General features: G+C 73.6%; 19 protein-coding genes and 1 pseudogene. 10 read left to right on the top strand and 10 right to left on the bottom strand.

The genetic code is table 11. The features are described 5' to 3' along the window. Positions 1-72: 72 nt before the first annotated feature. Positions 73-837 (bottom strand): MFS transporter, encoded by a 765-nt coding sequence (locus IF27_RS13405; RefSeq protein WP_052849751.1) that lies wholly within the window; start codon positions 835-837, stop codon positions 73-75. Between the two features lie 107 nt (positions 838-944). On the opposite strand from IF27_RS13405, the gene IF27_RS13400 reads away from it, so the two are divergent. Next, complete coding sequence (locus IF27_RS13400) at positions 945-2,738, top strand: endonuclease/exonuclease/phosphatase family protein (RefSeq protein ID WP_052849750.1); 1,794 nt, start codon at positions 945-947, stop codon at positions 2,736-2,738. A 116-nt stretch (positions 2,739-2,854) separates the two neighbouring features. Then, entirely contained in the window at positions 2,855-3,295 is a 441-nt protein-coding gene (locus tag IF27_RS13395) for a nuclear transport factor 2 family protein (protein ID WP_052849749.1), read from the top strand. A 313-nt stretch (positions 3,296-3,608) separates the two neighbouring features. Here the strand turns inward: IF27_RS13395 and IF27_RS13390 are convergent, their stop codons facing one another. Continuing rightward, positions 3,609-4,355 (bottom strand): SDR family oxidoreductase, encoded by a 747-nt coding sequence (locus IF27_RS13390; protein ID WP_052849748.1) that lies wholly within the window; start codon positions 4,353-4,355, stop codon positions 3,609-3,611. Positions 4,356-4,431: 76 nt separating this feature from the next. On the opposite strand from IF27_RS13390, the gene IF27_RS13385 reads away from it, so the two are divergent. The 3 genes from IF27_RS13385 to IF27_RS13375 all read left to right on the top strand — a co-directional run bounded on the left by IF27_RS13385 (position 4,432) and on the right by IF27_RS13375 (position 8,928). Then, positions 4,432-4,812: a hypothetical protein gene (locus IF27_RS13385; RefSeq protein WP_052849747.1), complete on the top strand. Its 381-nt coding sequence runs from the start codon at positions 4,432-4,434 to the stop codon at positions 4,810-4,812. A gap of 119 nt (positions 4,813-4,931) precedes the next feature. Beyond that, complete coding sequence (locus IF27_RS13380) at positions 4,932-6,440, top strand: putative alpha/beta hydrolase (RefSeq protein WP_052849746.1); 1,509 nt, start codon at positions 4,932-4,934, stop codon at positions 6,438-6,440. A 202-nt stretch (positions 6,441-6,642) separates the two neighbouring features. Then, positions 6,643-8,928, top strand: a complete 2,286-nt coding sequence (locus IF27_RS13375) for an ATP-binding cassette domain-containing protein (RefSeq protein WP_052849745.1) — start codon at positions 6,643-6,645, stop codon at positions 8,926-8,928. 634 nt (positions 8,929-9,562) lie between these two features. Here IF27_RS13375 and IF27_RS13370 read toward each other — a convergent pair. From IF27_RS13370 to IF27_RS13355, 4 genes are all read right to left on the bottom strand, one after another. Continuing rightward, on the bottom strand, positions 9,563-9,748 hold the full coding sequence (locus IF27_RS13370; protein WP_052849744.1) for a hypothetical protein: 186 nt from the start codon (positions 9,746-9,748) through the stop codon (positions 9,563-9,565). 158 nt (positions 9,749-9,906) lie between these two features. Further along, complete coding sequence (locus tag IF27_RS13365; RefSeq protein WP_052849743.1) at positions 9,907-10,194, bottom strand: hypothetical protein; 288 nt, start codon at positions 10,192-10,194, stop codon at positions 9,907-9,909. A 179-nt stretch (positions 10,195-10,373) separates the two neighbouring features. Then, positions 10,374-13,307, bottom strand: a complete 2,934-nt coding sequence (gene afsR / locus IF27_RS13360; RefSeq protein WP_052849742.1) for an SARP-family global regulator AfsR — start codon at positions 13,305-13,307, stop codon at positions 10,374-10,376. A 59-nt stretch (positions 13,308-13,366) separates the two neighbouring features. Next, the gene (locus tag IF27_RS13355; RefSeq protein ID WP_052849741.1) at positions 13,367-14,827 is read right to left on the bottom strand and encodes a CehA/McbA family metallohydrolase; all 1,461 of its coding nucleotides are present in this window, start codon (positions 14,825-14,827) and stop codon (positions 13,367-13,369) included. 22 nt (positions 14,828-14,849) lie between these two features. Here IF27_RS13355 and IF27_RS13350 point away from each other — a divergent pair, with 22 nt between their 5' ends. Beyond that, positions 14,850-17,450: a bifunctional FO biosynthesis protein CofGH gene (locus IF27_RS13350; protein WP_110945843.1), complete on the top strand. Its 2,601-nt coding sequence runs from the start codon at positions 14,850-14,852 to the stop codon at positions 17,448-17,450. Continuing rightward, complete coding sequence (locus IF27_RS13345; protein ID WP_052849739.1) at positions 17,447-18,565, top strand: ADP-ribosylglycohydrolase family protein; 1,119 nt, start codon at positions 17,447-17,449, stop codon at positions 18,563-18,565. The genes IF27_RS13350 and IF27_RS13345 overlap by 4 nt, the downstream gene beginning before the upstream one ends. Here IF27_RS13345 and IF27_RS13340 read toward each other — a convergent pair. From IF27_RS13340 to IF27_RS13330, 3 genes are all read right to left on the bottom strand, one after another. Then, positions 18,562-18,750 (bottom strand): DUF397 domain-containing protein, encoded by a 189-nt coding sequence (locus tag IF27_RS13340; RefSeq protein WP_052849738.1) that lies wholly within the window; start codon positions 18,748-18,750, stop codon positions 18,562-18,564. The genes IF27_RS13345 and IF27_RS13340 overlap by 4 nt on opposite strands. Before the next feature lie 90 nt (positions 18,751-18,840). Then, positions 18,841-19,041, bottom strand: a complete 201-nt coding sequence (locus IF27_RS13335; protein WP_338058206.1) for a DUF397 domain-containing protein — start codon at positions 19,039-19,041, stop codon at positions 18,841-18,843. Further along, on the bottom strand, positions 19,038-19,928 hold the full coding sequence (locus IF27_RS13330; protein WP_052849737.1) for a DUF5753 domain-containing protein: 891 nt from the start codon (positions 19,926-19,928) through the stop codon (positions 19,038-19,040). The genes IF27_RS13335 and IF27_RS13330 overlap by 4 nt, the downstream gene beginning before the upstream one ends. A 193-nt stretch (positions 19,929-20,121) precedes the next feature. Here IF27_RS13330 and IF27_RS13325 point away from each other — a divergent pair, with 193 nt between their 5' ends. Beyond that, complete coding sequence (locus IF27_RS13325; protein WP_052849736.1) at positions 20,122-20,547, top strand: ATP-binding protein; 426 nt, start codon at positions 20,122-20,124, stop codon at positions 20,545-20,547. Positions 20,548-20,693: 146 nt separating this feature from the next. Further along, entirely contained in the window at positions 20,694-20,900 is a 207-nt protein-coding gene (locus IF27_RS13320) for a hypothetical protein (protein WP_052849735.1), read from the top strand. Here the strand turns inward: IF27_RS13320 and IF27_RS13315 are convergent. Continuing rightward, positions 20,866-21,537: pseudogene (locus IF27_RS13315) on the bottom strand (NADPH-dependent F420 reductase); the annotation flags it as partial. The gene IF27_RS13320 and the pseudogene IF27_RS13315 overlap by 35 nt on opposite strands. Before the next feature lie 111 nt (positions 21,538-21,648). Here IF27_RS13315 and IF27_RS13310 point away from each other — a divergent pair. Then, complete coding sequence (locus tag IF27_RS13310) at positions 21,649-22,062, top strand: effector-associated constant component EACC1 (RefSeq protein WP_052849733.1); 414 nt, start codon at positions 21,649-21,651, stop codon at positions 22,060-22,062. Position 22,063 lies beyond the last annotated feature (1 nt).

The following is a 22,063-nucleotide window of genomic DNA, read 5'->3' as shown; positions in this document are numbered from 1 at the left end:
GGGAAGCGGGCGGCGTACCGGCCGGCGGGGCCGGTACGCCGCCCCCGGGAGGGCGCTCTTGCGGGAGAGGGGTCAGGCCGCGTCGCGTCCGCGGTGCTCCTCGCCCGGCCCTTCGTCCCGGTCCGTCCGCGCGTCGTGCTCGTCCTGCGCGTCACGGTCGCGCTGTTCGCCCGTGCGCTCGGGGCCGTAGCGCTCCTCGTAGCCCTCGTGATACCCGCCGTGGCCGCGCTCGGCCCCGTCGGCGGGGCGGTCGTCGGGGGCGTTGCCCGGGGTGCTGTCGGACTCGTCCGGCGGGTGCTGCCACGCGCCGGGCCGCACGGTGTCCTCCGGCCGGGCGGCGCGTGCCTCGGGCGCGGGCGCGGGCCCGGATGTCCTGCGGTGCCGGGCCTGGTGCCTTCCCTGCCCGGCCGCGAGCTGCCGCGCGGCCCTCCTGCCCGGCATGAGGGCCGAGGCGAGCCAGAGCACGGCGCCGCTGATCAGCGCGAGCACGGCGGGGAACTTCAGGTTGCCGTCCCCCACGGTGAGGGTGTCGCTCACCTGGTACTGGCGCACCATCCACAGGATGGTGAAGCCCAGCACGATCAGTCCGGCGAGCGCCACCAGCCACCGGGACATCAGCAGCACCCCCAGCAGCGTGACCGCCGCGGCGACGAGCATCACCAGGAAGAGCCCGGTGAGCAGGTTCGCGTTCGCACGGGTGATCCCGTCGCTCGTGAACAGGTGCGTCAGCTTGTACAGCCGCCCGTCGCGTGAGCCGTACCAGTGGAAGAAGACACTGATGATGGCCGCCGCTGCGGCCAGAACGGCGAGCACGGTCCCGAGTGTGTTCCGCCACATGGCGAGCCTCCTCGACCTCTCGTCCTCCGATCGACGCTACGTGCGTCCGGCCTGGTCCGCACCCCGAACGGACGGCACCCGAGGCCCTGGCACTACCCTCAGCCGTCATGATCCCCATGACGCCGGAGCGCGCGATATCCCCGCTCACGGCCGTGACGACCGTCGCCGCGCTGGAGACCCTGCGGGTCGCGGGAACGGTGACGGGCACGTCCATGACCGGCGTGCTGCTCCTGGTCTGCGTGGCCGCCCTGGGCGGGCCGCTGGTCTGGTGGCTCGGTTCGCGCGCGGCGCTGCCGCTGGGGCTGGCGGCGGCGGCCGTGGCGCGGCTGGTGGTCCAGGTGCCGGGCGCGCGCACGTCGTTCGTGGCCGCCGTCGCGGCCGGGGTGGCGCTCGCCGGGCTGGTGCTGGTGGCGCGCCGGTCCTCGCTGGGATCCGTGGCGCGCGCCGTGGCCCTCGGCGTCGGCGCGGATGTCGCCCTGCGGCTGCCGCTGTCCGGCCTCGACCCGGTCTGGCGCGGCGGACCGGCCGGATGGACGGTCGCCCTGCTGACCGTCGCGGCCCTCGGCGCGGGCGCCGCCCACCTGCGGCGGCACCCCGTGCCGGTGCCCGCCGAGCCGGTGGGCGACGCGGGGCTCGCCCTGCTGGGCCCGGCGCTGGCCCTGTACGGGCCGCTCCTCGGCTCGCCCGCGCTGCTCGCGGCGCGCGCCGGTGTCCCCTGGGACACGGCGGGACTGTGGATCGCGGCGGGCACCGGCCTCGCGGTCCTGGCCCTGACGCGCCCGCTGCCCGCTGGCGAGCGGTGGGTCTCGCCCGCGGTGGCCACGGGCGGGGTCGCCGTCGTCCTGCTGGTGCCGTCCTGGCCCGCCGGGCCCGGCGTCCTCCTCGCCGTCGCCGCGCTGCCGCTGGTGCTGCGCCGGGCGCTGCGGCTGCCGCTGCCGTCAGCCGTCCCGGTGCCGCTCGGCGGGACGGCGCTGGCAGGGGCAGGTGCCGCGCTGGGGTACGCGCTGGTCGCGCTGCCGTCCGGCCTCGGCGCGCCGCACATCGCCCTGGCGCTCCTCGCCGTCGCGTGCCTCGGCGCGGCGGCCGTCGTCCTCGCCAGGTCCGAGCCCACGGCCCCCGCCGCGCTCCCGGGGGCGTTCCGCTCCGTGGTCCTCGCCGCGCTGTTCCTGGCGCTGCCGCCCCTGGCGGGCGCGCTGCGCGCGGCTCCCGAGCCGCTGCCGACCGACACGGCGGGCGGCATGTACCGCCTCATGACGTGGAACGTGCATCACGCCGTGGACCGTGACGGGCGGCTGGACCCGGAGGCGGTCCTCGACGTCGTCCGGGACTCGGGGGCGCACGTCGTCGTCCTCCAGGAGGTGCCGCGCGGCCTGGCCACGGCCGGTGGACTCGACCTGCGGACCTGGCTGGAACGCCGCCTCGACCTCAGCACGGTGTGGGCACCGGCCGCCGACCGGACGACCGGCAACCTCCTGCTGACCGGCCTGCCCGTCCTGGACGCGGTCACCGGTGAACTGCCGGGCGGCGACCGGTCGGCGGCCACCGTGGACCTGCGCCTGACCGATGGCGAGACGGCCCGCGTCGTCACCGCCCACACCGGGCCCGACCTGCCCCAACACGAGGCGCTGCTCCGCGCGGTGGACGGCGACCCGCACGCCGTCCTGGCCGGTGACCTGAACGCCGAGCCCGGCTCTCCCGGGATCGACGCCTACCTGGCCGCCGGGCTGCACAGCGCCCAGGACGGCGCGGAGGACCTCGCCGACCGCGACACCGCCGTCTCACCGCCGCGCCGGGTGGACTGGATCCTCGGCGGACAGGACGTCACCTTCGGGGACGTGCGGCTGACGGACACCGACGCGTCCGACCACCTGCCGCTGACGGCCACGGTCTACCTGGACTGACCGGCGGGGCGGTGGGGCGGTGGGGTGGTGGGGCGGTGACCGAAAAGTTGGCGAGACCAATCATTCAACGATAGCGTTGGCCTCACCAATCATTTCCGCCCGGAAGGTGCCACCCCATGTCAGGCATCCGCGACACCTCCGCCACCGCCCCGGCGCACGACCCGCTCGCCGACCGTCTGGAGCTGACCGAGCTGACCAACCGCCTCGGCCCCTGGCTGGACGACAAGGCGTTCGACGAGATCGCGTCCCTCTACACGGCCGACGTCGTCGGGGAGTTCCCCGGCGGCACGGTCGAGGGGGCGGCGGCGCTCGCGGCCCAGGCCCGCCGCACCCACCCCGCCGACGTCGTCACCCACCACCTCACCGCGAACGTGGTGATCGCCCTCGACGGCGACGAGGCCACCGTCCGGGCCAACCAGACCGCCACGTTCAACGTGCCGGGCGCGCCCCTTGAGCCCGCGTTCGCGGTCGGCGAGCGGTACGACCTGCGCGCGGTCCGCACCCCCGACGGCTGGCGCTTCGCCCGGGTGCGCGTGCACCAGGCGTGGCGCTCCTGAGCCGGTCAGGGCGCGGGCGCCCATCGGGAAAGAGGTCCCGGGCAAGCCGGTGCCACCGGCCGCGGCGCCGCCTCACGGAGACCGGCCGTCCCCCGCGTCCGCCCTTCCGGGCGCCCGGCGCCCGCGTCCGTGCCCGCGCGGAACGGCAAGACGGGCCCTAAAGGCTGTCCCGTAGCTCTTGCAGCCGCTTACCTGTGTCCAGTTCGCCCCGATTGGTCAGGTCATGGCCGGGGCCGCGAGTCGCACCAGAACCGGACAAGCCGACCCATCCGCCGTAGCCCGCTGGCCTGTGCGTCGAGTTACGGGACAGCCTTCAGCCGAGCCCGCCGGTCACCCGGAGGTTCTGCCCCGTGACCCATCGCCCGTCCGGCCCCGCGAGGAACGCGACGACGTCCGCGATGTCCGCCGGTTCCCCGAGCCGCCCCAGCGGTGTCAGGCCGGGCACCCGTTCGAGGGCCGCCGCCGGGTTCGCCGACCGCAGCAGATCGGTGTCGGTGGCGCCCGGCGAGACGGTGTTCACCGTGATCCCGCGCCCTCCCAGCTCCAGCGCCGCGACGCCCGTCAACTGCTCAAGAGCCCCCTTGCCCGCGACGTACGGGCCGATGCCGGGCGCCGGGCGCGCGGTGTTGAGGGTCGAGATGGTGACGATCCGTCCGCCCGCGCGCATGGTCCGCGCGGCATGCCGCAACGTGACGAACGCCGCCTTGAGGTTGACGGCGAGCATGGCGTCGAAGGCGTCCTCCTCCGTGTCCGCCAGCGGCGTGGGCGAGAAGGAGGCGGCGGCGTTGTTGACGAGGATGTCCAGGCCGCCGAGGAGGCCGTCGGCCCGTTCCATGAGCCGCGCGGCGGCGCGCGGGTCCGTGAAGTCGGCCGGGACCGCGTGCGCCGTCCCGCCCGCCGCCGCGACGGCGTCCGTGACCTCGGCCGCCCGGTCAGCGGCCCGCGCGTAGCTGAACACGACCTCGGCGCCGTCCCGTGCGAGCCGTTCGACGACCGCCCGCCCGATCCCGCGCGAACCGCCGGTCACGACGGCCGCCTTGCCCTTCAGCGGATGCGACATGGCCCGAGCCTCCCAGGGCGGGCGGCGCGCGGAAAAGCCCTTCTGCCGACAGCAGGGCCCGCCGTACCGTCGCGGCATGAGCGACACCCGCACGCGCCGCCTCGTCGTCGGCGACACCGTCTGGTGGTGGAGCGTCCGGCACCGGCACGCCCCGCCGCACTGCGGCGACGTCCTCTCCCTGCGCCGGGACGGGACGCGCGGCACCCTCCGCCTCGTCTTCCGGCAGGGGCCCGGCCGGTTCGGCGCCGACGCCCTGACGCCCAGCGGCACGGTGGGCGACGGGCGGACGTGGCTCAACCTCCACCTGCCCCGCGTCGTCCGCCGCTTCCTCGACGCCGCCGTCGCCGACGGCCTGATCCCGACGGTCCCCGGCCCGGTGGAACGCGACGGCTGGCCGCTCTTCGACACGCTCGCCGCCGCGCCGCCCGACGTCCCGCCTCCACCCGCCCACCCCTGACCGATCATTCTTCAGATCGACTTTGCCTTTGCGACGCCTCCAGGTCACCCGGGGAACCGGCCCCGGCGCCACCATCGCCACCTGACCGATTCCCTCAACGGCACGGTGGTGGACGGACATTGCCCGGATTCGAGTACACGCGCGAGGAGATCGTCGCGCGGGCAGGGCGTGACCCCTGGGAACGGCAGGCGCGCTTCTCCGCCGAGATCGACCCCGAGGAGATGGCCAGGACGGCCGCCGCCTACCAGCGGGCCTCCGGCGAGGCCGACGACGCGGTGGATCTCGGCCAGGAGGCGTCCCGCCTCGCCGCGGAGGCGGGCGATCTCGACGGCGCCTCGCTGGTGGACGACGCGGGGCGCATCCGGATGACGACCGGCCATCTCGACATCCCCGGCATGGAGGCGGCCGTCCACGGCGTCCAGCGGGCGATGAACCTGGCCGTGGACGCCGAGCAGGTCGTGCGCGCCATGATCTGGGACCCGGGGCTCGAACTCTCCCGCGCCCAGCACGGCGCCGCCGCCGAGATCGAGCGGCAGGGCTGGCAGGCGGAGCTGGAACGCGTCGCCCCGGCGACCGGCACGGAGACGATCACCCTCTCCTACCGCGGCGAGATGCAGGAGGTGGTCCCCGCGCTGAACGGCGCCGGGCTCGCCGTCTACGGGTTGCCGCCGTCGCTGATCGATCGCATCAGGGAACGTCACCTCGCCGACGCCGTCGAGAGCGCGCTCTCCTACGACGACGCCATCGCCGACGAGATCGAGAGCTACCGCCACCGGCTGTCCACGTACGCGGCGGAACTCGGCAGTGACGCGCCCGGCCTGGCCGGAGGGCCGCTCGGCATCTTCACCACGCCCGAGATGGCCGCCTACGCCGCGTCAGGGCTGAAGGAGGAGCTGTCCCGCGAGCATCCGCGCTCCGACGTCCTCGACCGCTGGACCCGCGTCCTCGACGGGATCGCGCGCGGTGTCTGGGGCACCACGCACTACAACCCCCTCGCGGACAGCTGGGACCCCGTGCGGCCCATGACGGACGCCGAGGCCGCCTACCTGCGGGAGTTCTACTCGCACCTGACCGCCGAGGAACTGAGCGACCTGGGGCGGCGGCTGTTCGAGGACGAGTGGGTCCACCAGGAGGACGGGCCGCACGTGACCGGCATCGGCGGCATGTCCGCGGGCACCGCGCTCACCAACGGCATCCAGCTCCTGATGAACCCGGAGATCGGCGGCCTGGACCTGACGACCCCCGCCGGGCGGGCCGCGACGCCCGACTTCGTCAAGGAGCACGTCCTGAACGAGGACATCCAGTACTGGAACCCGGCCTGGTCGGACGAGGAGCTGGAGAACGCCGAGGCGCACCTCCACTTCGGCTCGCTGCTCGGCACGGCGACCGTCCCCACCGGCACCGCGTACGCGGACAGGCTGGAGATCGCCTCCTCCACGCTCCAGGACTCGCACCACACCTCGGGCTCGTACTACCGCGACTGGTACGAGAGCTTCGACGACCCGCCGAACCCGGCGACCTTCGAACCGGTCACCTTCGGCCTGGTGCCGGGCAACGACGGGTTCGGCTGGGCCGCGTCCCGTGACCCAGGGCACCGGAACGACGTCATCAACTCCCTGCAGCCCTGATCCCGGGCAGGGCGCGGCGCGGCTTCCGGGGCGGGATTGTCAGACCCTCCCGTTACGCTCGGCCTCCAGCAGCCGACCCGGCGCGGGACGGCGGCTCGCCCGGACCGTCCGGAAGCCGACCCGGAAAGTGGGTACGGTGTACCCGGATGTCCGGCGGACCCGTCGTCCCCGCCGGAACCGCACCCTGCCTAGGAGTACCGTCATGCCCGACGATCCCCGCGCGCCCCGGACCGCCGAGGCGGACAGCCACTCACTCATCCAGGTGCGCGGCGCCCGCGAGAACAACCTGCGCGACATCTCGCTCGACATACCCAAGCGCCGCCTGACCGTCTTCACCGGCGTCTCGGGCTCGGGCAAGTCGTCCCTCGTCTTCGGGACGATCGCCGCCGAGTCCCAGCGGCTGATCAACGAGACCTACACCGCGTTCATCCAGTCGTTCATGCCCAGCCAGTCCCGGCCCGACGTCGATGCGCTGCACGGCCTCAGCGCCGCGATCATCGTGGACCAGGAGCGGATGACGGCCAACTCCCGCTCCACCGTCGGCACCGTCACCGACGCGTTCACCATGCTCAGGATCGTGTTCAGCCGCCTCAGCACCCCGCACGTCGGCACGGCGACGCACTTCAGCTTCAACAGCCCCGAGGGCATGTGCCCGCGCTGCGAGGGCACAGGACACGTCACCGACATCGACCTCGACCAGCTCTTCGACCGCGACCTGTCCCTGAACGACGGCGCCATCACCGTCCCCAACTTCGGCGTGGGCACCTGGTACTGGCAGGTCATGGCGGGGTCCGGCTTCTTCGACCCCGACCGCAGGCTCCGCGACTTCACGGAGCGGGAGTGGGACGACTTCCTCAACAAGCCCGCCACCAAGATCTCCACGGGCACGCACAACACCAGCTACGAGGGCCTGCTCGTCAAGGTGCGCCGGATCTTCCTCGCCAAGGACCGCGACGCCCTCCAGCCCCACATCCGCGCCTTCGTGGACCGCGCCGTCGTCTTCGCCACCTGCCCCGAGTGCGACGGCAGCCGCCTGTCCGAGGCGGCCCGCACCGCCACGGTCGCCGGCCGCACCCTCCCCGAGTGCGCCGCCCTCCAGATCAGCGACCTCGCCGAGGTCGTCCGCGACCTCGACGACCCGTCCGTCGCGCCCCTGCTCGCCTCGCTGCGCGGCCTGCTCGACTCCCTCACCGACATCGGTCTCGGCTACCTCAGCCTGGACCGGCCGTCCGGCACCCTGTCCGGCGGCGAGGCGCAGCGCGTGAAGATGGTCCGCCACCTCGGCTCCAGCCTCACCGACGTCACCTATGTCTTCGACGAGCCGACGACCGGCCTGCACCCGCACGACATCCAGCGCATGAACCGCCTCCTGCTGAGCCTGCGCGACAAGGGCAACACCGTCCTCGTCGTCGAGCACAAGCCGGAGGTCATCGCGATCGCCGACCACGTCGTGGACCTCGGCCCCGGCGCCGGTACGGCGGGCGGCGAGCTGTGCTACACCGGGGACGTGGCGGGGCTGCGCGCGTCCGACACGCTCACCGGCCGCCATCTCGGGCACCGCGCGCGGCTGAAGGACTCGGTCCGCAGCCCCAAGGGCGCGCTCACCGTGAAGGGCGCCGACCTGCACAACCTGCGCGACGTCACGGTGGACTTCCCGCTCGGGGTCCTGACGGTGGTGACCGGCGTCGCCGGGTCGGGGAAGAGTTCCCTGGTGCACGGCTACCTGGCGAAGCACGACGGCGTGGTCGTCGCGGACCAGACCCCGATCCGGGGCTCGCGCCGCTCCAACCCGGCCACGTACACCGGGCTGCTCGGCCCGATCAGGACCGCGTTCGCCAAGGCCAACGGCGTGCGGCCCGCGCTGTTCAGCGCGAACTCGGAGGGCGCCTGCCCGCGCTGCAACGGCATCGGGCTCGTCTACACCGACCTCGCGATGATGGCGGGCGTCGCGTCCGTGTGCGAGCAGTGCGAGGGGAAGCGGTTCACGCCCGAGGTCCTCGCCTACACGCTGCGCGAGCGGAACATCAGCGAGGTCCTGGACATGGCGGTCACCGAGGCCGCGGACTTCTTCCCCGGCGGGCAGGCCCGTGCCATCCTCGGCCGCCTGGTGGACGTCGGCCTCGGGTACGTGCGGCTCGGCCAGCCGCTCACGACCCTCTCGGGCGGTGAGCGCCAGCGGCTCAAGCTGGCCATCCACATGGCGCAGGACTCGTCCGTCTATGTCCTCGACGAGCCCACGACCGGTCTGCACATGGCCGATGTCGATCAGCTTCTGGCGCTTCTCGACCGGTTGGTGGACGGCGGCAACACCGTCGTGGTCATCGAGCACCACCAGGCGGTCATGGCGCGCGCGGACCATCTGATCGACATCGGTCCTGGCGGCGGCCACGACGGCGGCCAGGTCGTCTTCACCGGCTCACCGGCCGAACTCGTCGCGCAGGGCGAGACGCTGACGGCCCAGCACCTGCGCGCCTACGTGGGCGGCTGACGGCGCGGGCGGCTGGGGAGGGCGGGCCACCTGCGACCCGCCCTCCAGGTGCCCCGCCCCGCGCTCGCCGCGACGACGGCTCGCGGGTCGAAGGGGTACCGGACCGGGGGAAGGGTGACCGGTACCGGGGCACACCCAGGGCCACGGCGGTGGCCCGCCGGCGGGCAGCGTGTGCCCACCGTACGGTTCCGTATGTTACGTGCGGCGCGGTCGGTCGGCAAAACGCCGTGCCGGGCGATCCGCGCGGAGGACGGGGCGCGGAGAACGGGGCGCGGAGAACGGGGCGAGGACGCGGGCGGCGCACGCGACGCGACCGGCCCGGACGGCCCCCCTCCTGCCGTCCGAACCGGTCGCCGTCGGGCCGGGCGACTCCCCTCCGTGCCGCCCGGCTCCTGTGCCGGGGTGTCCGGCGGCTCCCCCGCAGCCGCCGGGCACCTCCCGAGGACCCGATCGCGCACCCCTGTGCGATCGGACTCCTAGAGAATGGCACCCACCCATAAACAGGTGATAAACGCAGTCGGCGGGCCCCCCGGGGACCCGCTGCCGGTGGCCGCGCCGGTGGTGGACCGGCATGGCCGGAGACGCGTACGGCGGGCCCCGGAGGACCCGCCGTCTTCGCGCCGCGTGCCCGGCATCAGTCGCCCTGGCCGCCCGTGACATGGCTGTCGGTGGGTTTGACCTGCCCACCGGTGACGTGGCTGTCGGTGGGGCGGGGCGTGCCTTTGGTGACGTGGCTGTCAGCCACCGCCGATGCCGCGCCCGCACCCGTCAGCACCACGGCGACGGCACCGGCGGCCAGGATCTTCCGTAAACGGGACATGGCTGGATCTCCTCACACAGCAGGCGTCAGATGGTTTCGTTCTGTTGACCTATTGCTCACACCATGCCCAGCCCGGGCGCATGCGGAACCGGCCACGTCGGCGGACGAACGCCTGGCGCGGCCGGTTCCCTGCGCGGGGTGGGTCGGTGGCCCGGACCTCAGTCGCCGGTGCCGCCCGTGATGTGGCTGTCGGCGGGCGCGGGCGCGTCCGGCTCGCCGGTGATGTGGCTGTCGGTGGGCTTCGGCGCCTTGGGCTCGCCCGTGATGTGGCTGTCGGCGGGCTTGGGCGCCTTCGGGCCCGGAGCCGCGGTGATGTGGCTGTCCAGCGGCCTCGGGCCGCCCGGCGCCTTCGGCTCGCCGGTGATGTGGCTGTCGGCGGGCTTCGGCGCCTTCGGTGCCTTGGGCTCGCTGGTGATGTGACTGTCCAGCGGCTTCACGTCGGTCATGTGAACTCCCGTAATTTTCAAGCGGACGGTGTGGGACAGAGCCGCCCGGTGACTCCCCCGTGGTCTGCGGGAGGGCCCTGCCTGTCAACCGCCGGTTCCCCGTGGGGCGGTTGTGCGCACGACGGTCGCACCCCGCGATAAACGATTGATGAATGCCTGGGAATCGACGGTTTGAAGCCTCAGACGGTCGTGGCACCCAGAAGGTTCCGGACACGCGCGACCTCGGGGCGGCCGAGGGTCGTGTACGTGGCGAGCGCCGCCTCCCAGCAGGCACGCGCCCTGCCCGGCTGCCCGGCGGAGTCGAGCGCACGGCCGAGAAGCACCAGCGCGTCGGCCTCCCGGCGGGCGCCGCCCACCTCCCGCAGCTCGGCGAGCGCCTGCTCCGCCAGCGTGGCCGCCTGCCCGACCGGGCCGGTCTCCAGATGCAGATCGGCCAGGCGGAAATAGGTCATGCCGACCCACAGCCGCTGCCGCGCCTCCTGGAATCCGGCCAGCGCCGCGAAGAACTCCTCACGCGCCGCCTCCCCCCGGCCGTGACCGGCCAGCGCGATCCCCAGCGCGTAACGGCCGTTGGCCAGGCGCAGCTTCGAACCGACCGCCCGGTAGAGCCCCAGCGCCTGTTCCGCCAGCTCGACCGCCTTGTCCGGCGCGCCGAGCACCAGCTGCACGCGCGACAGGTTGCTCAGCGCGCTGGCCTCGCCCGAGCGGTTCCCCTGCCGCCTGAACGCCTCAAGCGCCTGTTCGAGGTAGTCCCGCGAGTCCTGGAACCGGTCCTGGTAGAACGCGCTGATGCCCCGCTCGTTCAGCCCGTGCGAGATGGCCACCTGGTCCCCGGCCGCCACGCCGAGGAGCATCGCGTGCTTCGCGTGCTCCTCCGCCTCCTCGCTGCGCCCCGACGTGCTGTACGCGTGGGTGAGCGCGACACGGATACGGGCCTCGGCCAGCGGCTCGTCCAGCGGGGACGTCGCCGTCAGCACGGTCTCGGCCGCCCGCACGAACTGCTGCGCGTAGGCGCCGGATTCGGCCAGGTCACGCGCCATCACCAGCAGGTCCGCTATCCGCCGCGCGTGCGCCCCGTCGCCCCTGGCCTGCCGCGCGCTCGCCAGGAGCGTGTCCGCCTCGCCGAACAGCCAGTCGAGGGCCGGGCGCACGCCGTCGAAGCGCAGGCCGGGGCGGTCCGTCCTGTGCATGTGATCGACCGTCGCGTCCCCCGGGCGCTCCAGCGCGTAGACCGCCGAGGCCGTCGCCAGGTAGAAGTCCAGCAGCCGCGAGACGGCCGCCGTGCGTTCCGCCGGGGGCTGCTCGTCCCGCTCGGCGCAGGCGCGCGCGAACAGCCGGACCAGGTCGTGGAAGCGGTAGCGCCCTGGCGCCGCCGACTCCAGCAGCGAGGTGTCCACCAGACCTTCGAGCAGTTCCTCGGCGACGTCCACCTCGCGGTCGAGCAGCGCCGCCGCCGCGTGCAGCGAGATGTCGGGGCCGGAGGCCAGGCCCAGCAGCCGGAACGCCCGCGCCTGCGAGGGCTCCAGCTGCCCGTAGCCCAGCTCGAACGTCGCCTTGACCGCCTGGTCACCGGCCTGCAGCTCGTCCAGCCGCCGCCGTTCGTCGCTCAGCTTGCGCGCGAGCACGGAGACGGTCCACGTCCGGCGCGCCGCCAGCCGGGAGGCCGCGATGCGGATGGCCAGCGGCAGGAAACCGCAGGCCGCCACCACGTCCATGGACGCCTCGCGCTCCGCGCTGACCCGCTCGTGCCCGACGATGCGGGTGAAGAGCGTCAGCGCCTCCTCGGGGCTCATGACGTCGAGGTCCACCAGGTGCGCGCCCGCGAGATCGACCATCCGCACGCGGCTGGTGATGAGCGTGGCGCAGCTCGGGGTGCCGGGCAGCAGGTGCCTGACCTGTGCGGCGTCCCGCGCGTTGTCGAGGAGCGTGAGCATGCGGCGGCCGTCCAGCAGGGAACGGTAGAGGGCCGCGCGCTCCGCGATGCCGTCCGGTATGGAGCTGTCCGGGGTCCCGAGGGCCCGCAGGAACGCGCCGAGCACCGTCTGCGGATCGGCCGGGGCGGCCCCGGCGCCCTGGAGGTCCACGTACAGCTGCCCGTCGGGGAACTGGTCGCGCGCCGCGTGCGCGACCTGGACGGCGAGCGTCGTCTTGCCCACGCCGCCGATGCCCGCGACCGCCGAGACGGCCATGACCTGGCCGCCCGCCGTGGCCAGCTGGACGCCGAGTTCGGCGACGAATCCGGCGCGGCCGGTGAAGTCCGGCACGGCGGCCGGGAGTTGCGCCGGGCGCACCAGGACGGGGACGGACGAGGGCGCGGGCGCGGCGGCGTTCAGCGACGCGTCCGCGTTGAGGATCCGCTGCTGGAGGTCGGACAGCTCGGCACGCGGTTCGACGCCCAGCTCGTCGATCAGCAGCCGCCGCGCGTCCGCGTAGACGGCCAGCGCCTCCGCCTGCCGCCCGCTGCGGTACAGCGCGAGCATCAGCAGCTCCCGCAGCCGCTCGCGCAGCGGATGCGTCGTCGTCAACGCGGTGAGTTCGGACACGGATTCGGCGTGGAACCCCGCCTGCAGGCCGATGTCGAGCCGCTGTTCGACGATGCCGAGGCGCTGCTCGGCGAGGCGGGCGCGCTGGAGTTCGGCCTCGGGCCCGGGCACGCCGCCGAGGGCCTCGCCGTCCCACAGTTCCAGGGCCTGGCCGTACAGTTCGTGGGCGCGCGGGAGGTCGCCCGTCGCCGCGTGCTTCTCGGCCGTGGCCGTCAGCGTCGCGGCCGTGTCGAGGTCCAGCTCGTCGTCCGACGCCAGCCGCAGCGCGTAGCCGCCGTACTCACTGACCAGCACGGACTGCCGCACCCCGAACGACTTCCGCAGGCGGGAGGCGTACGTGCGCAGCGCCGCGAGCGCCTGCTGCGGCGACTCCTCGCCCCACAGCGCGTTCACGAGGTCCTGCGCGGTCGCCGCCCTTCCCCTGCGGAGCAGCAGGGCGGCGAGCAGGGCCCGTTGCTGAGGAGATCCGGTCGGCAGTGGCTTGTCCCCGTACCGGGCGCGCACCGGCCCGAGCACGGCGAAGCGCAGCGCAGGAGCGTGCCGCCCCGTGGTCCCTTCAGCATCGACCATGGCGTCCTCTGCTTCTCAACCTCATTAACGTATGGGGCGAACGTGGAAGTCTATCGGCCTCAACCTGCTTCCAGGAAGACGGGATTGGTCATCCCGGCCATGGCCCCGGTCGGCTCGCCCCCGTGCCGGACCTCGGCCCGTACGTGGGCCGAGGCCGAGACCGTTGTGTGCCACATCACCGTACCGCTACCTGAGGTGGGCAGTCGGGCACCGAGAATTACACCCTGGTCGGTAACGAGCCTCGCCGTGCCGCCGGGAACGCCGCGCACGTCGAGCGTCACGGTCACCGGCGCGTCCGGCGGCGCGGCGAGCCGTTCGCCGATCCCGGCGCTTTGGCCGTCCCGTCCGGCGGTGGCCGTGAGGGCGAGGGTCACGGCGGACGACTCGGCGAGGTAGCTGCGCCCGGCCGCCAGACCGGCCAGGATCGCGCGGCGGCCCAGTTCGTCGGCGAGCACGACGGTCTGCGGCAGGCCGACGGCCTGCGGTTCCCGGTGGCTGTCGCTGTTGCCCATCGCGGGCGGCCAGCGGCCGTCGCCCCTGGCGTGCAGGAGGCCGCTCCAGGTGGCGAGGGCGGCCTCGTCGTCCGGCGTCCAGGGCCCGTTCCACACCTCCACGGCGTCCACGTCCGCGAAGCCGAAGCGCCAGGCGCAGCCGACGCATTCGGCGTGCGGATGGGACGGCACGACGATCCCGCCCGCCGCGCGGATGCCCCGCGCGGTGGGGGCGTACGCCGTCTCGCGCGCGCGGTGGCGGAAGTCGATGAACGTGCCGGGCTCGACGCCGAGGGCCAGGCAGTGGCCGGTGCGCGTCGTCACCTCGACGCCGCACATCACGAGCAGGTCGTCGCCCCACAGGCCCTCCCACGCGCCGTGCGCCGAGGGGGTGTTGTGCTCGGTGGTGGTGAGGAAGTCGAGCCCGGCGGCGCGTGCGGCGGCGGCGATCCCGGCGGGGGTGCGGCGCCCGTCCGAGTGGACGGTGTGCAGGTGGCAGTCGCCCCGGTACCAGGCACGGCCGCGCCCGGCGACGCGCTCCGGCGGGTGGACGGGCGGCGGCGCGGCCGGTTCCGGCGGGCCGTGCTCCAGCGTGACGGTCAGCTCGTACGCGATGCCCTGCGGGGAGACGGTGTAGGGGCCGAGGGCGACGTGCCACGTGCCGGGGTTGACGGGCCCCGGCAGGTAGCCGGGGGTGGCCCCCGAGGCGCCGACCGTGAAGGTGTCCCTGGCGCCGCCCGACCAGCCCCTGAACCCCTCGGCGCCGGTGCCGCGCTCGTCGAACAGGCCGATGTCGAGTCCGTTGCCGTACGCGCCGGGCGGCACCTCCGGCCGGTCGTACCGGTAGGCGACCGTCAGGCGGCGCACCCCGGCGGGCACCTCCACCGGCACGTACACGAAGTCGGGAGCCCCGGGCGGCAGATGCCCGCGTACGGTCCGCGTCGCCCCGCCCGATCCCGCCGCATGCGCGAAGTTCACACCCGTGAGGCTAGCCGTCCTGTGGCTCAGGACACCATGTCCGGATGTCACAGTCCGCTTCTATGCTCGGAGGATGAATACCAGTCCGTCTGTCCCCACCGCCAACGCGATGCGCCGCGCCCTGCGGCGGGCCGAGGACGGCGTCAGCCTGGACGTGTCCGAGGCGGCCGTCCTGCTCCAGGCGCGCGGCGCCGACCTCGACCGGCTCGCCACGGCGGCGGCCCGGGTGCGGGACGCGGGCCTCGAAGCGGCCGGGCGGCCCGGGGTGATCACCTACTCGAAGAAGGTGTTCATCCCCCTGACGCGCCTGTGCCGCGACCGCTGTCACTACTGCACGTTCGTCACCGTCCCCGGCAAGCTCCGCCGCGCGGGCCACGGCATGTTCCTCTCGCCCGACGAGGTCGTCGAGATCGCGCGGCAGGGCGCCGCGATGGGCTGCAAGGAAGCGCTGTTCACCCTCGGCGACAAGCCGGAGGACCGCTGGCCCGAGGCCCGCGAGTGGCTGGACGCCGCCGGGTACGACGACACGCTCGCGTACGTCCGCGCGATGGCCGTGCGCGTGCTGGAGGAGACGGGCCTCCTGCCCCACCTCAACCCCGGCGTCCTGTCCTGGCTCGACCTCCAGCGCCTCAAGCCGGTCGCCCCGTCCATGGGCATGATGCTGGAGACCACCGCGACCCGCCTGTGGTCCGAGCCGGGCGGCCCGCACCACGGCTCGCCCGACAAGGAGCCCGCCGTCAGGCTGCGCGTCCTGGAGGACGCCGGGCGCTCCAACGTGCCGTTCACCACAGGGCTGCTCATCGGCATCGGCGAGACGTACGAGGAGCGCGCCGAGTCCGTCTTCGCGATCCGCGCCACCGCCCGTACGTACCGGGGCATCCAGGAAGTCATCGTCCAGAACTTCCGCGCCAAGCCCGACACCGCGATGCGCGCCATGCCGGACGCCGAACTGTCCGAGCTGGCCGCGGCCGTCGCCGTGACGCGCCTGCTGCTCGGCCCGGCCGCCCGCATCCAGGCGCCGCCGAACCTGGTGGACGAGGAGTACGCCCTCATCGTCCGCGCCGGGATCGACGACTGGGGCGGCGTCTCGCCGCTCACGCCCGACCACGTCAACCCGGAGCGGCCCTGGCCGCAGATCGACGACCTTGCGGCCCGTACCGCAGCCGCCGGGTTCGAGCTGCGCGAACGCCTCACGATCTACCCGGAGTTCATCCAGCGCGGCGAGCCCTGGCTCGACCCGCGGCTCCTGCCGCACGTCACCGCGCTCGCCGACCCGGTCACCGGCCTCGCCCGCGAGGGCGCCATGCCGCGCGGCCTGCCCTGGCAGGAGCCGGACGAGCCGCTGACCGCCACCGGCCGCACCGACCTGCACCGCACCATCGACTCGCAGGGCCGCACCGCCGACCGGCGCGACGACTTCGACGACGTGTACGGCGACTGGGCCGCCCTCGCCGAACTCGCCGTCCCGGGCAAGACCCCCCAGCGCATCGACACCGACGTCCGCGCCGCCCTCGCCGTCGCCGCCGACGACCCGACGCGCCTCACCGACGACCAGGCCCTCGCCCTCCTGCACGCGGAGGGCCCCGCGCTCGACGCCCTGTGCCGCGTCGCCGACGACCTGCGCCGCTCCGTCGTCGGCGACACCGTCACCTACATCGTCACGCGCAACATCAACTTCACCAACGTCTGCTACACCGGCTGCCGCTTCTGCGCCTTCGCGCAGCGCCGCACCGACGCCGACGCGTACACCCTCTCCCTCGACCAGGTCGCCGACCGCGCCGAGCAGGCGTGGGACGTCGGCGCCGTCGAGGTCTGCATGCAGGGCGGCATCCACCCCGACCTGCCCGGCACCGCCTACTTCGACATCGCCCGCGCGGTGAAGAAGCGCGTGCCCGGCATCCACGTCCACGCCTTCTCGCCCATGGAGGTCGTCAACGGCGCGACGCGCACGGGGATGTCCGTCCGCGAGTGGCTGACCGCCGCCCGCGAGGCCGGGCTCGACACCATCCCTGGCACGGCCGCCGAGATCCTGGACGACGAGGTCCGCCGCGTCCTCACCAAGGGCAAGCTGCCCGCCGAGACCTGGATCGACGTCATTAGCACGGCGCACGAGCTGGGCATCCGCTCGTCCTCCACCATGATGTACGGCCACGTGGACCAGCCCAGGCACTGGCTCACGCACCTGCGCACCCTCGCGGGCATGCAGCAGCGCAACGAGGAGAAGGGCGTCGCCGGGTTCACCGAGTTCGTCACCCTCCCGTTCGTCCACACCAACGCGCCCGTCTACCTGGCCGGTATCGCCCGCCCCGGGCCCACGGCGCGCGACAACCGGGCCGTGACCGCCATGGCCCGCCTCCTGCTCCACCCGCACATCACCAACATCCAGACGAGCTGGGTGAAGCTCGGCACCGAGGGCGCCGCCGAGATGCTGCGCTCGGGCGCCAACGACCTCGGCGGCACGCTCATGGAGGAGACCATCTCCCGCATGGCAGGGTCCTCGTACGGCTCCTACCGCTCCGTCGCCGACCTGCGGGCCATCGCCGAGGCGGCGGGCAGACCCTCGCGGCTGCGCGACACGACGTACGGCGAGGTCACGCCGGAGCGCGCCGCGCGCGCGGCCGAGGCGGACGGACAACTGCCCAAGCTCCTGCCGGTCCTCGGAGGTGGCGCGTGAGCGGCCCGACGGGTGGGCGGCTGTGGGGCCGCGCGGACCAGCAGGACTACCGCAGCCGGGTGCGCGGCTGCCTGCTCGGCGGCGCCATCGGCGACGCGCTGGGCGCGGGCATCGAGTTCGACTCGCTCGACGCCATCCGGGCGGCCCACGGGCCGTCGGGCGTGACGGACTACGTGCCCGCGTACGGACGCCTCGGCGCCGTCACGGACGACACGCAGATGACGCTGTTCACGGTGGACGGGCTCATACGCGCGCACGTCCGCCGCGACACCGGCGCCTGGCACCCGCCGACCGACCTCCACGCCGCCTACCGCCGCTGGTACCACACCCAGCGCGACTGGGGCCCGGACGAACGCCGCCAGGACAACGGCTGGCTGGCCCGCCAGGAGTGGCTGTACGCCCGCCGCGCCCCCGGCAACGCCTGCCTGCTCGGTCTCGGCGACGCCGTGATGGGCACGGTCGAGAAGCCCAAGAACCCGGATTCCAAGGGCTGCGGCACCGTGATGCGCTCCGCGCCGTTCGGGCTGCTCGTCGGCTGGGACGCGCCGCTGGCCTTCCAACTGGCCGTCGAGGGCGCGGCGCAGACGCACGGCCACCCGACCGGGCAGCTCGCCGCCGGGGCGTTCGCCGCGATCGTGCACGCGGTGGTGCTCGGCGACGACCTGGACACGGCGGTGCAGAAGGCCCTCGTCCTGCTGGCCGCGCGTCCCGACCACGAGGAGACGACGGCGGCGCTGAAGCAGGCGCTCGGCGCGGTCCGCCAGGGACTTCCCACGGCGGAGCGCGTCGAGTCGCTGGGGGAGGGCTGGGTCGCCGAGGAGGCGTTGGCCATGGGCGTGTACTGCGCGCTGGTCGCGGAGGACATGGCCCACGGCCTGCTCCTGGCGGTCAACCACGGCGGCGACTCGGACTCGACGGGCTCCATCTGCGGCAACCTGCTCGGCGCCCTCCACGGCGAGACGGCGCTGCCGCCCGCCTGGCTGGCCGGACTCGAAGGCCGCGCCACGATCCTGGAGCTGGCCGACGACTTCGCGATGGAGATGACCCAGGGCCCGGCCCTGCACACCCCCGCCGAGTCCTCCCCGGCCTGGCTGGACCGCTACCCGAGGGGTTAGTCCCGGTGCGCGTCCTTCACGTGCCCGAGGAACGCCCCCCACACCTCGGGCCGGACGCGCACCAGCCCGGCATCCACGTCCTTCGAATCCCTGACCATCACGCCGACCGGAGCACCGGCCGCCACTTCGACGCACTCACCGTCGGCCTCGCTGTAGCTGGACTTGATGAAACGGCTGTCGGACATGGGAGCCCTTTCCCCCGCCTGCCCCTGATGGCTGGTCGTGCTCAATTGTGGGCGGAGCGTCCGGCTCGGCGGAAGGGCGCGAGTCGTCGATCAGCACGGCCGCCCCGCTTGCCTCACGAAGCGGCTGAAAGCGCTCCACACCGCGGGAGTCGTGTGCACCACGACGCCCGTCGTGTCCTTCGAGTCGCGGACGGCCACGGTCGTCGGCACATTGGTCGCCACCTCGACACAGGTGCCGCCATCGGTGTTGCTGCTGTAGCTGGATTTGTGGAAGTCCAGTTCAGGCATCATCTGCTGGTCTCCTTGCGGATATCGTCCAGCAGGCTGCGGGACTCTCCCGCGTCGAGAGCCGCACCGGACATGGCCCCGAAGTAGTTCCGATAGGCGGCGCTGTCATGTCTGTTCTCCGCCACAAAGCTTGATTCGACGCCGTCCGCGTACACCACGTCGATGGACTCGGCCGGGGCGAACGAGAGGATGGTGAAGGGGCCGACAGGACAACCGGCCGCTCCGGCGCGGAAAGGAACGACCCGCAGGCTGATGTTCTCCTGCCGGGACACGTCCAGAAGATGCCCGAGCTGGCCGCGCATCGTTTCCGCACCGCCGACGAGTTGGCGTAGCGCGCCTTCCCACACCACCGCGTCGAGAGCGACCGGATGCTCACCGGTGAGCCGCTGTTGCCGCTTGAGCCGGATCTCGACCGCCGCCTCGCGCTCGGCCGGTTCCCGCCCCGGCCCGCCCTGGAGCAGGGCGCGCACGTACTCCGGAGTCTGGAGGAGGCCGGGGATCGCGCTGAGTTCGAGGTTCAGGATGCCGATGGCCACTTCCTCCATGGCCAGGTACTCACGCAGCGCGGCGGACGAGGCGGTCTCCGTCCGAGACCAGCGCCCTTGCACCTTGCGGCGCTCGCGGTCCAGCCGAGCCAGCTCGCAGAGGCGGCCCACGGCCTCCGGATCGCTGACGCCATAGGCGCGACAGAGTGCCTGGATGTCCGGATCCCGCATGGGGACCAGGCCGTTCTCCATCTTGGCGACCTTCGCCACAGAAGCCGACAGCGCCTCGGCGGCGTGACTCTGCCGGAGGCCGAGCCGTTCGCGCAGGAGCAGCAACTCACCGCCGAGCCTGCGTCCGAGGACTGTCGAGACCGTGGCCCCGCGCTTCGCCCGATCTGCTGTCATGAGGCCATTACTACGTGACGCGCGGTCATCCCGGCAAAGCGGGTTCCCCGCCGCAAGCACGTGCGAGGAAAATTTTCCTCGGGAAAAGTTGATGCGATTCGTGAGCCCGAGTACGTTCGGTAGCGCGTCAGGCACCTTCGGCTATGCCCGGCTCGATGCCTGACGGGACCTTCGTTCTCACGAGGAGATCATCATGGCCGTACCTCCCGCGTCGCCCGAGCCCCGCGCCGTCCTCCAGGAAGACCGCCTCACCTACACGCCGTTGCCCCGCAGTGTCCGGCTCGCGCGGATGCGGACGGCGCGGTTGGTGGGGGAGGTGTGGGGGCTGCCGGAGATCGCGGGGGACGCCGCCGTCATCGTGAGCGAGCTGTCGAGCAACGCGATCTTCCACGGCCGCGTGTCCGGACGCCTGTTCAGGGTGCAGCTGACGCGCACCGCCGGGACGTTGCGGATCGAGGTCACCGATCCGCGCACCGAACGCCTCCCCGAGCCGCGGCTGCCCGCCGACGACCAGGAGTACGGACGCGGCCTGCTGCTCGTCGGCGGCCTCTCCTCGCGGTGGGGCACCGAGCCGCTGGTCGTCGGCAAGACCGTCTGGGCCGAGATCGACCTCAAGTAGCCCTGGCGCAGGGCGGGGTACAGCCAGCTGTACCCCGGACAGGGCAGGTGGCCGGATGGTTCCCGGGGCGTGCGTCGGCGAGGGTGGGTCCTGCTACGCGGCCCGCTCCCGGCGGTCCCGCGGACCGAGAGAGCGAGGGCCGTCCGATGGCGTTGCCGTTCCGTCTGTTCCTGTGGGTCGTGCTCGTGGTCGGCGTCGCGGCGAACGCCACGCTGTCCCTGACCGGCGGCGACACCGCCGCCGAGATCGCCTGCGGCGCGGCGGCCGTGACCGCCGCCGCCGTCCTGGCCGCCCTGCGCCTCAACCGCCGCCGGGCGGTCAGCCGTTCGTCGGCGGGACCACGCGCACGTTGAACCCGTAGGACCCCAGGGCGCCCGCGATCCCGAGGAACAGCAGGGCGAAGTGCTCCTGCCCGCGCGCCGTGCCGATGCCGCCGAGGTCGAGGACGGAGTCCGCCGTCCACCCCAGGTCACGCAGCAGCCCGCCGACCGTGCGCTTGGCGCCCTCGTCGTCCCCTGACAGGAACACGGTGCTCGGCCCGTCGAGCGAGCCGGGCGCGACCATCACCCCGGCGTCCACCGTGCACAGCGTCTTCACGACACGGGTCGCCGGAAACGTGCGCTGCAACTCCTCGCCCAGGCTCTCGACCAGGTGGTAGAGCGTCCCGTCCGCGCCGAAGCCGACCGCCACGTCGAGCAGCACCTTCCCGGCCAGGGCCGCCGGTCCGACCGAACCGAGCAGCGGCACGGACACGGTGCCAGGCGTCGCGTTGACGACGACCTCCGCGTCGGCGACGGCCGCATCCAGGTCGCTCACCCGCACGTTCTCCCCGAGCACGGGCACCAGCGCGGCCCGTACCTCCGGAGCGCCCGGCCGCCGCGACCCGAGGACGACCTCGTGCCCCGCACCGCCCCACCCCGCCGCGAGCGCGCGTCCGACGTTGCCTGTCCCCAATATGCCGATCCTCATACCTGCGACGCTAGGCGCCGCCCGACGCCGCCGCCTCGGCCCGAGGTCGTCACTCCCCCTACGGCATCGGTCCTACGCCACGCGCGTCGGCGCCGGTTAAGGTGGCCGCCAGGGGCGGACGAAGGGGGACGCGTGGCGACGGCGCAGCACATCCGGGTCGAGCTGGTCGGCGAGGCGGAGGCCGGGAACCCGGGAGACCCCGGGGACGCCGAGTACGCCGAGTACGCCGAGGAGAGCCTGCTCAGCCTCATCGGCGAGCTGGACCACCTCGACCTCACCCACATCGAGCGGGCCCCCGCCCCGCTCCCCCCGCCCCCCGGGACGCGCAGCGCGGGCGCCGTCGAGATCGGCGCGCTGGTCCTCGGCCTCGGCGGCGGGGGCGCGCTGCTGCCCGTGCTCGCCGGTCTTCTCCAGGACTGGCTGAACCGTCGGCGGTCCGGCAGCATCCGGATCAGGATCGGCGACGACGAGATCGAACTCTCCGCGTCGTCCGAGGAGACGCGCAGACGCGCCCTGGAGGAGTTCCTGCGCCGCCACGGTGAGTGAA

Source organism: Streptomyces avicenniae (assembly GCF_000719135.1).
GTDB classification, from domain to species: domain Bacteria; phylum Actinomycetota; class Actinomycetes; order Streptomycetales; family Streptomycetaceae; genus Streptomyces; species Streptomyces avicenniae.
This window is presented reverse-complemented; position numbering and strand designations above follow the sequence as displayed.

Excerpts from the sequence above, each read along its gene's own strand:
- IF27_RS13405 (WP_052849751.1), bottom strand. The coding sequence starts at position 837 with ATGTGGCGGAACACACTCGGGACCGTGCTCGCCGTTCTGGCCGCAGCG.
- IF27_RS13400 (WP_052849750.1), top strand. The coding sequence starts at position 945 with ATGATCCCCATGACGCCGGAGCGCGCGATATCCCCGCTCACGGCCGTG.
- IF27_RS13395 (WP_052849749.1), top strand. The coding sequence starts at position 2,855 with ATGTCAGGCATCCGCGACACCTCCGCCACCGCCCCGGCGCACGACCCG.
- IF27_RS13390 (WP_052849748.1), bottom strand. The coding sequence starts at position 4,355 with ATGTCGCATCCGCTGAAGGGCAAGGCGGCCGTCGTGACCGGCGGTTCG.
- IF27_RS13385 (WP_052849747.1), top strand. The coding sequence starts at position 4,432 with ATGAGCGACACCCGCACGCGCCGCCTCGTCGTCGGCGACACCGTCTGG.
- IF27_RS13375 (WP_052849745.1), top strand. The coding sequence starts at position 6,643 with ATGCCCGACGATCCCCGCGCGCCCCGGACCGCCGAGGCGGACAGCCAC.
- IF27_RS13370 (WP_052849744.1), bottom strand. The coding sequence starts at position 9,748 with ATGTCCCGTTTACGGAAGATCCTGGCCGCCGGTGCCGTCGCCGTGGTG.
- IF27_RS13365 (WP_052849743.1), bottom strand. The coding sequence starts at position 10,194 with ATGACCGACGTGAAGCCGCTGGACAGTCACATCACCAGCGAGCCCAAG.
- afsR (WP_052849742.1), bottom strand. The coding sequence starts at position 13,307 with ATGGTCGATGCTGAAGGGACCACGGGGCGGCACGCTCCTGCGCTGCGC.
- IF27_RS13350 (WP_110945843.1), top strand. The coding sequence starts at position 14,850 with ATGAATACCAGTCCGTCTGTCCCCACCGCCAACGCGATGCGCCGCGCC.
- IF27_RS13340 (WP_052849738.1), bottom strand. The coding sequence starts at position 18,750 with ATGTCCGACAGCCGTTTCATCAAGTCCAGCTACAGCGAGGCCGACGGT.
- IF27_RS13335 (WP_338058206.1), bottom strand. The coding sequence starts at position 19,041 with ATGATGCCTGAACTGGACTTCCACAAATCCAGCTACAGCAGCAACACC.
- IF27_RS13330 (WP_052849737.1), bottom strand. The coding sequence starts at position 19,928 with ATGACAGCAGATCGGGCGAAGCGCGGGGCCACGGTCTCGACAGTCCTC.
- IF27_RS13325 (WP_052849736.1), top strand. The coding sequence starts at position 20,122 with ATGGCCGTACCTCCCGCGTCGCCCGAGCCCCGCGCCGTCCTCCAGGAA.
- IF27_RS13320 (WP_052849735.1), top strand. The coding sequence starts at position 20,694 with ATGGCGTTGCCGTTCCGTCTGTTCCTGTGGGTCGTGCTCGTGGTCGGC.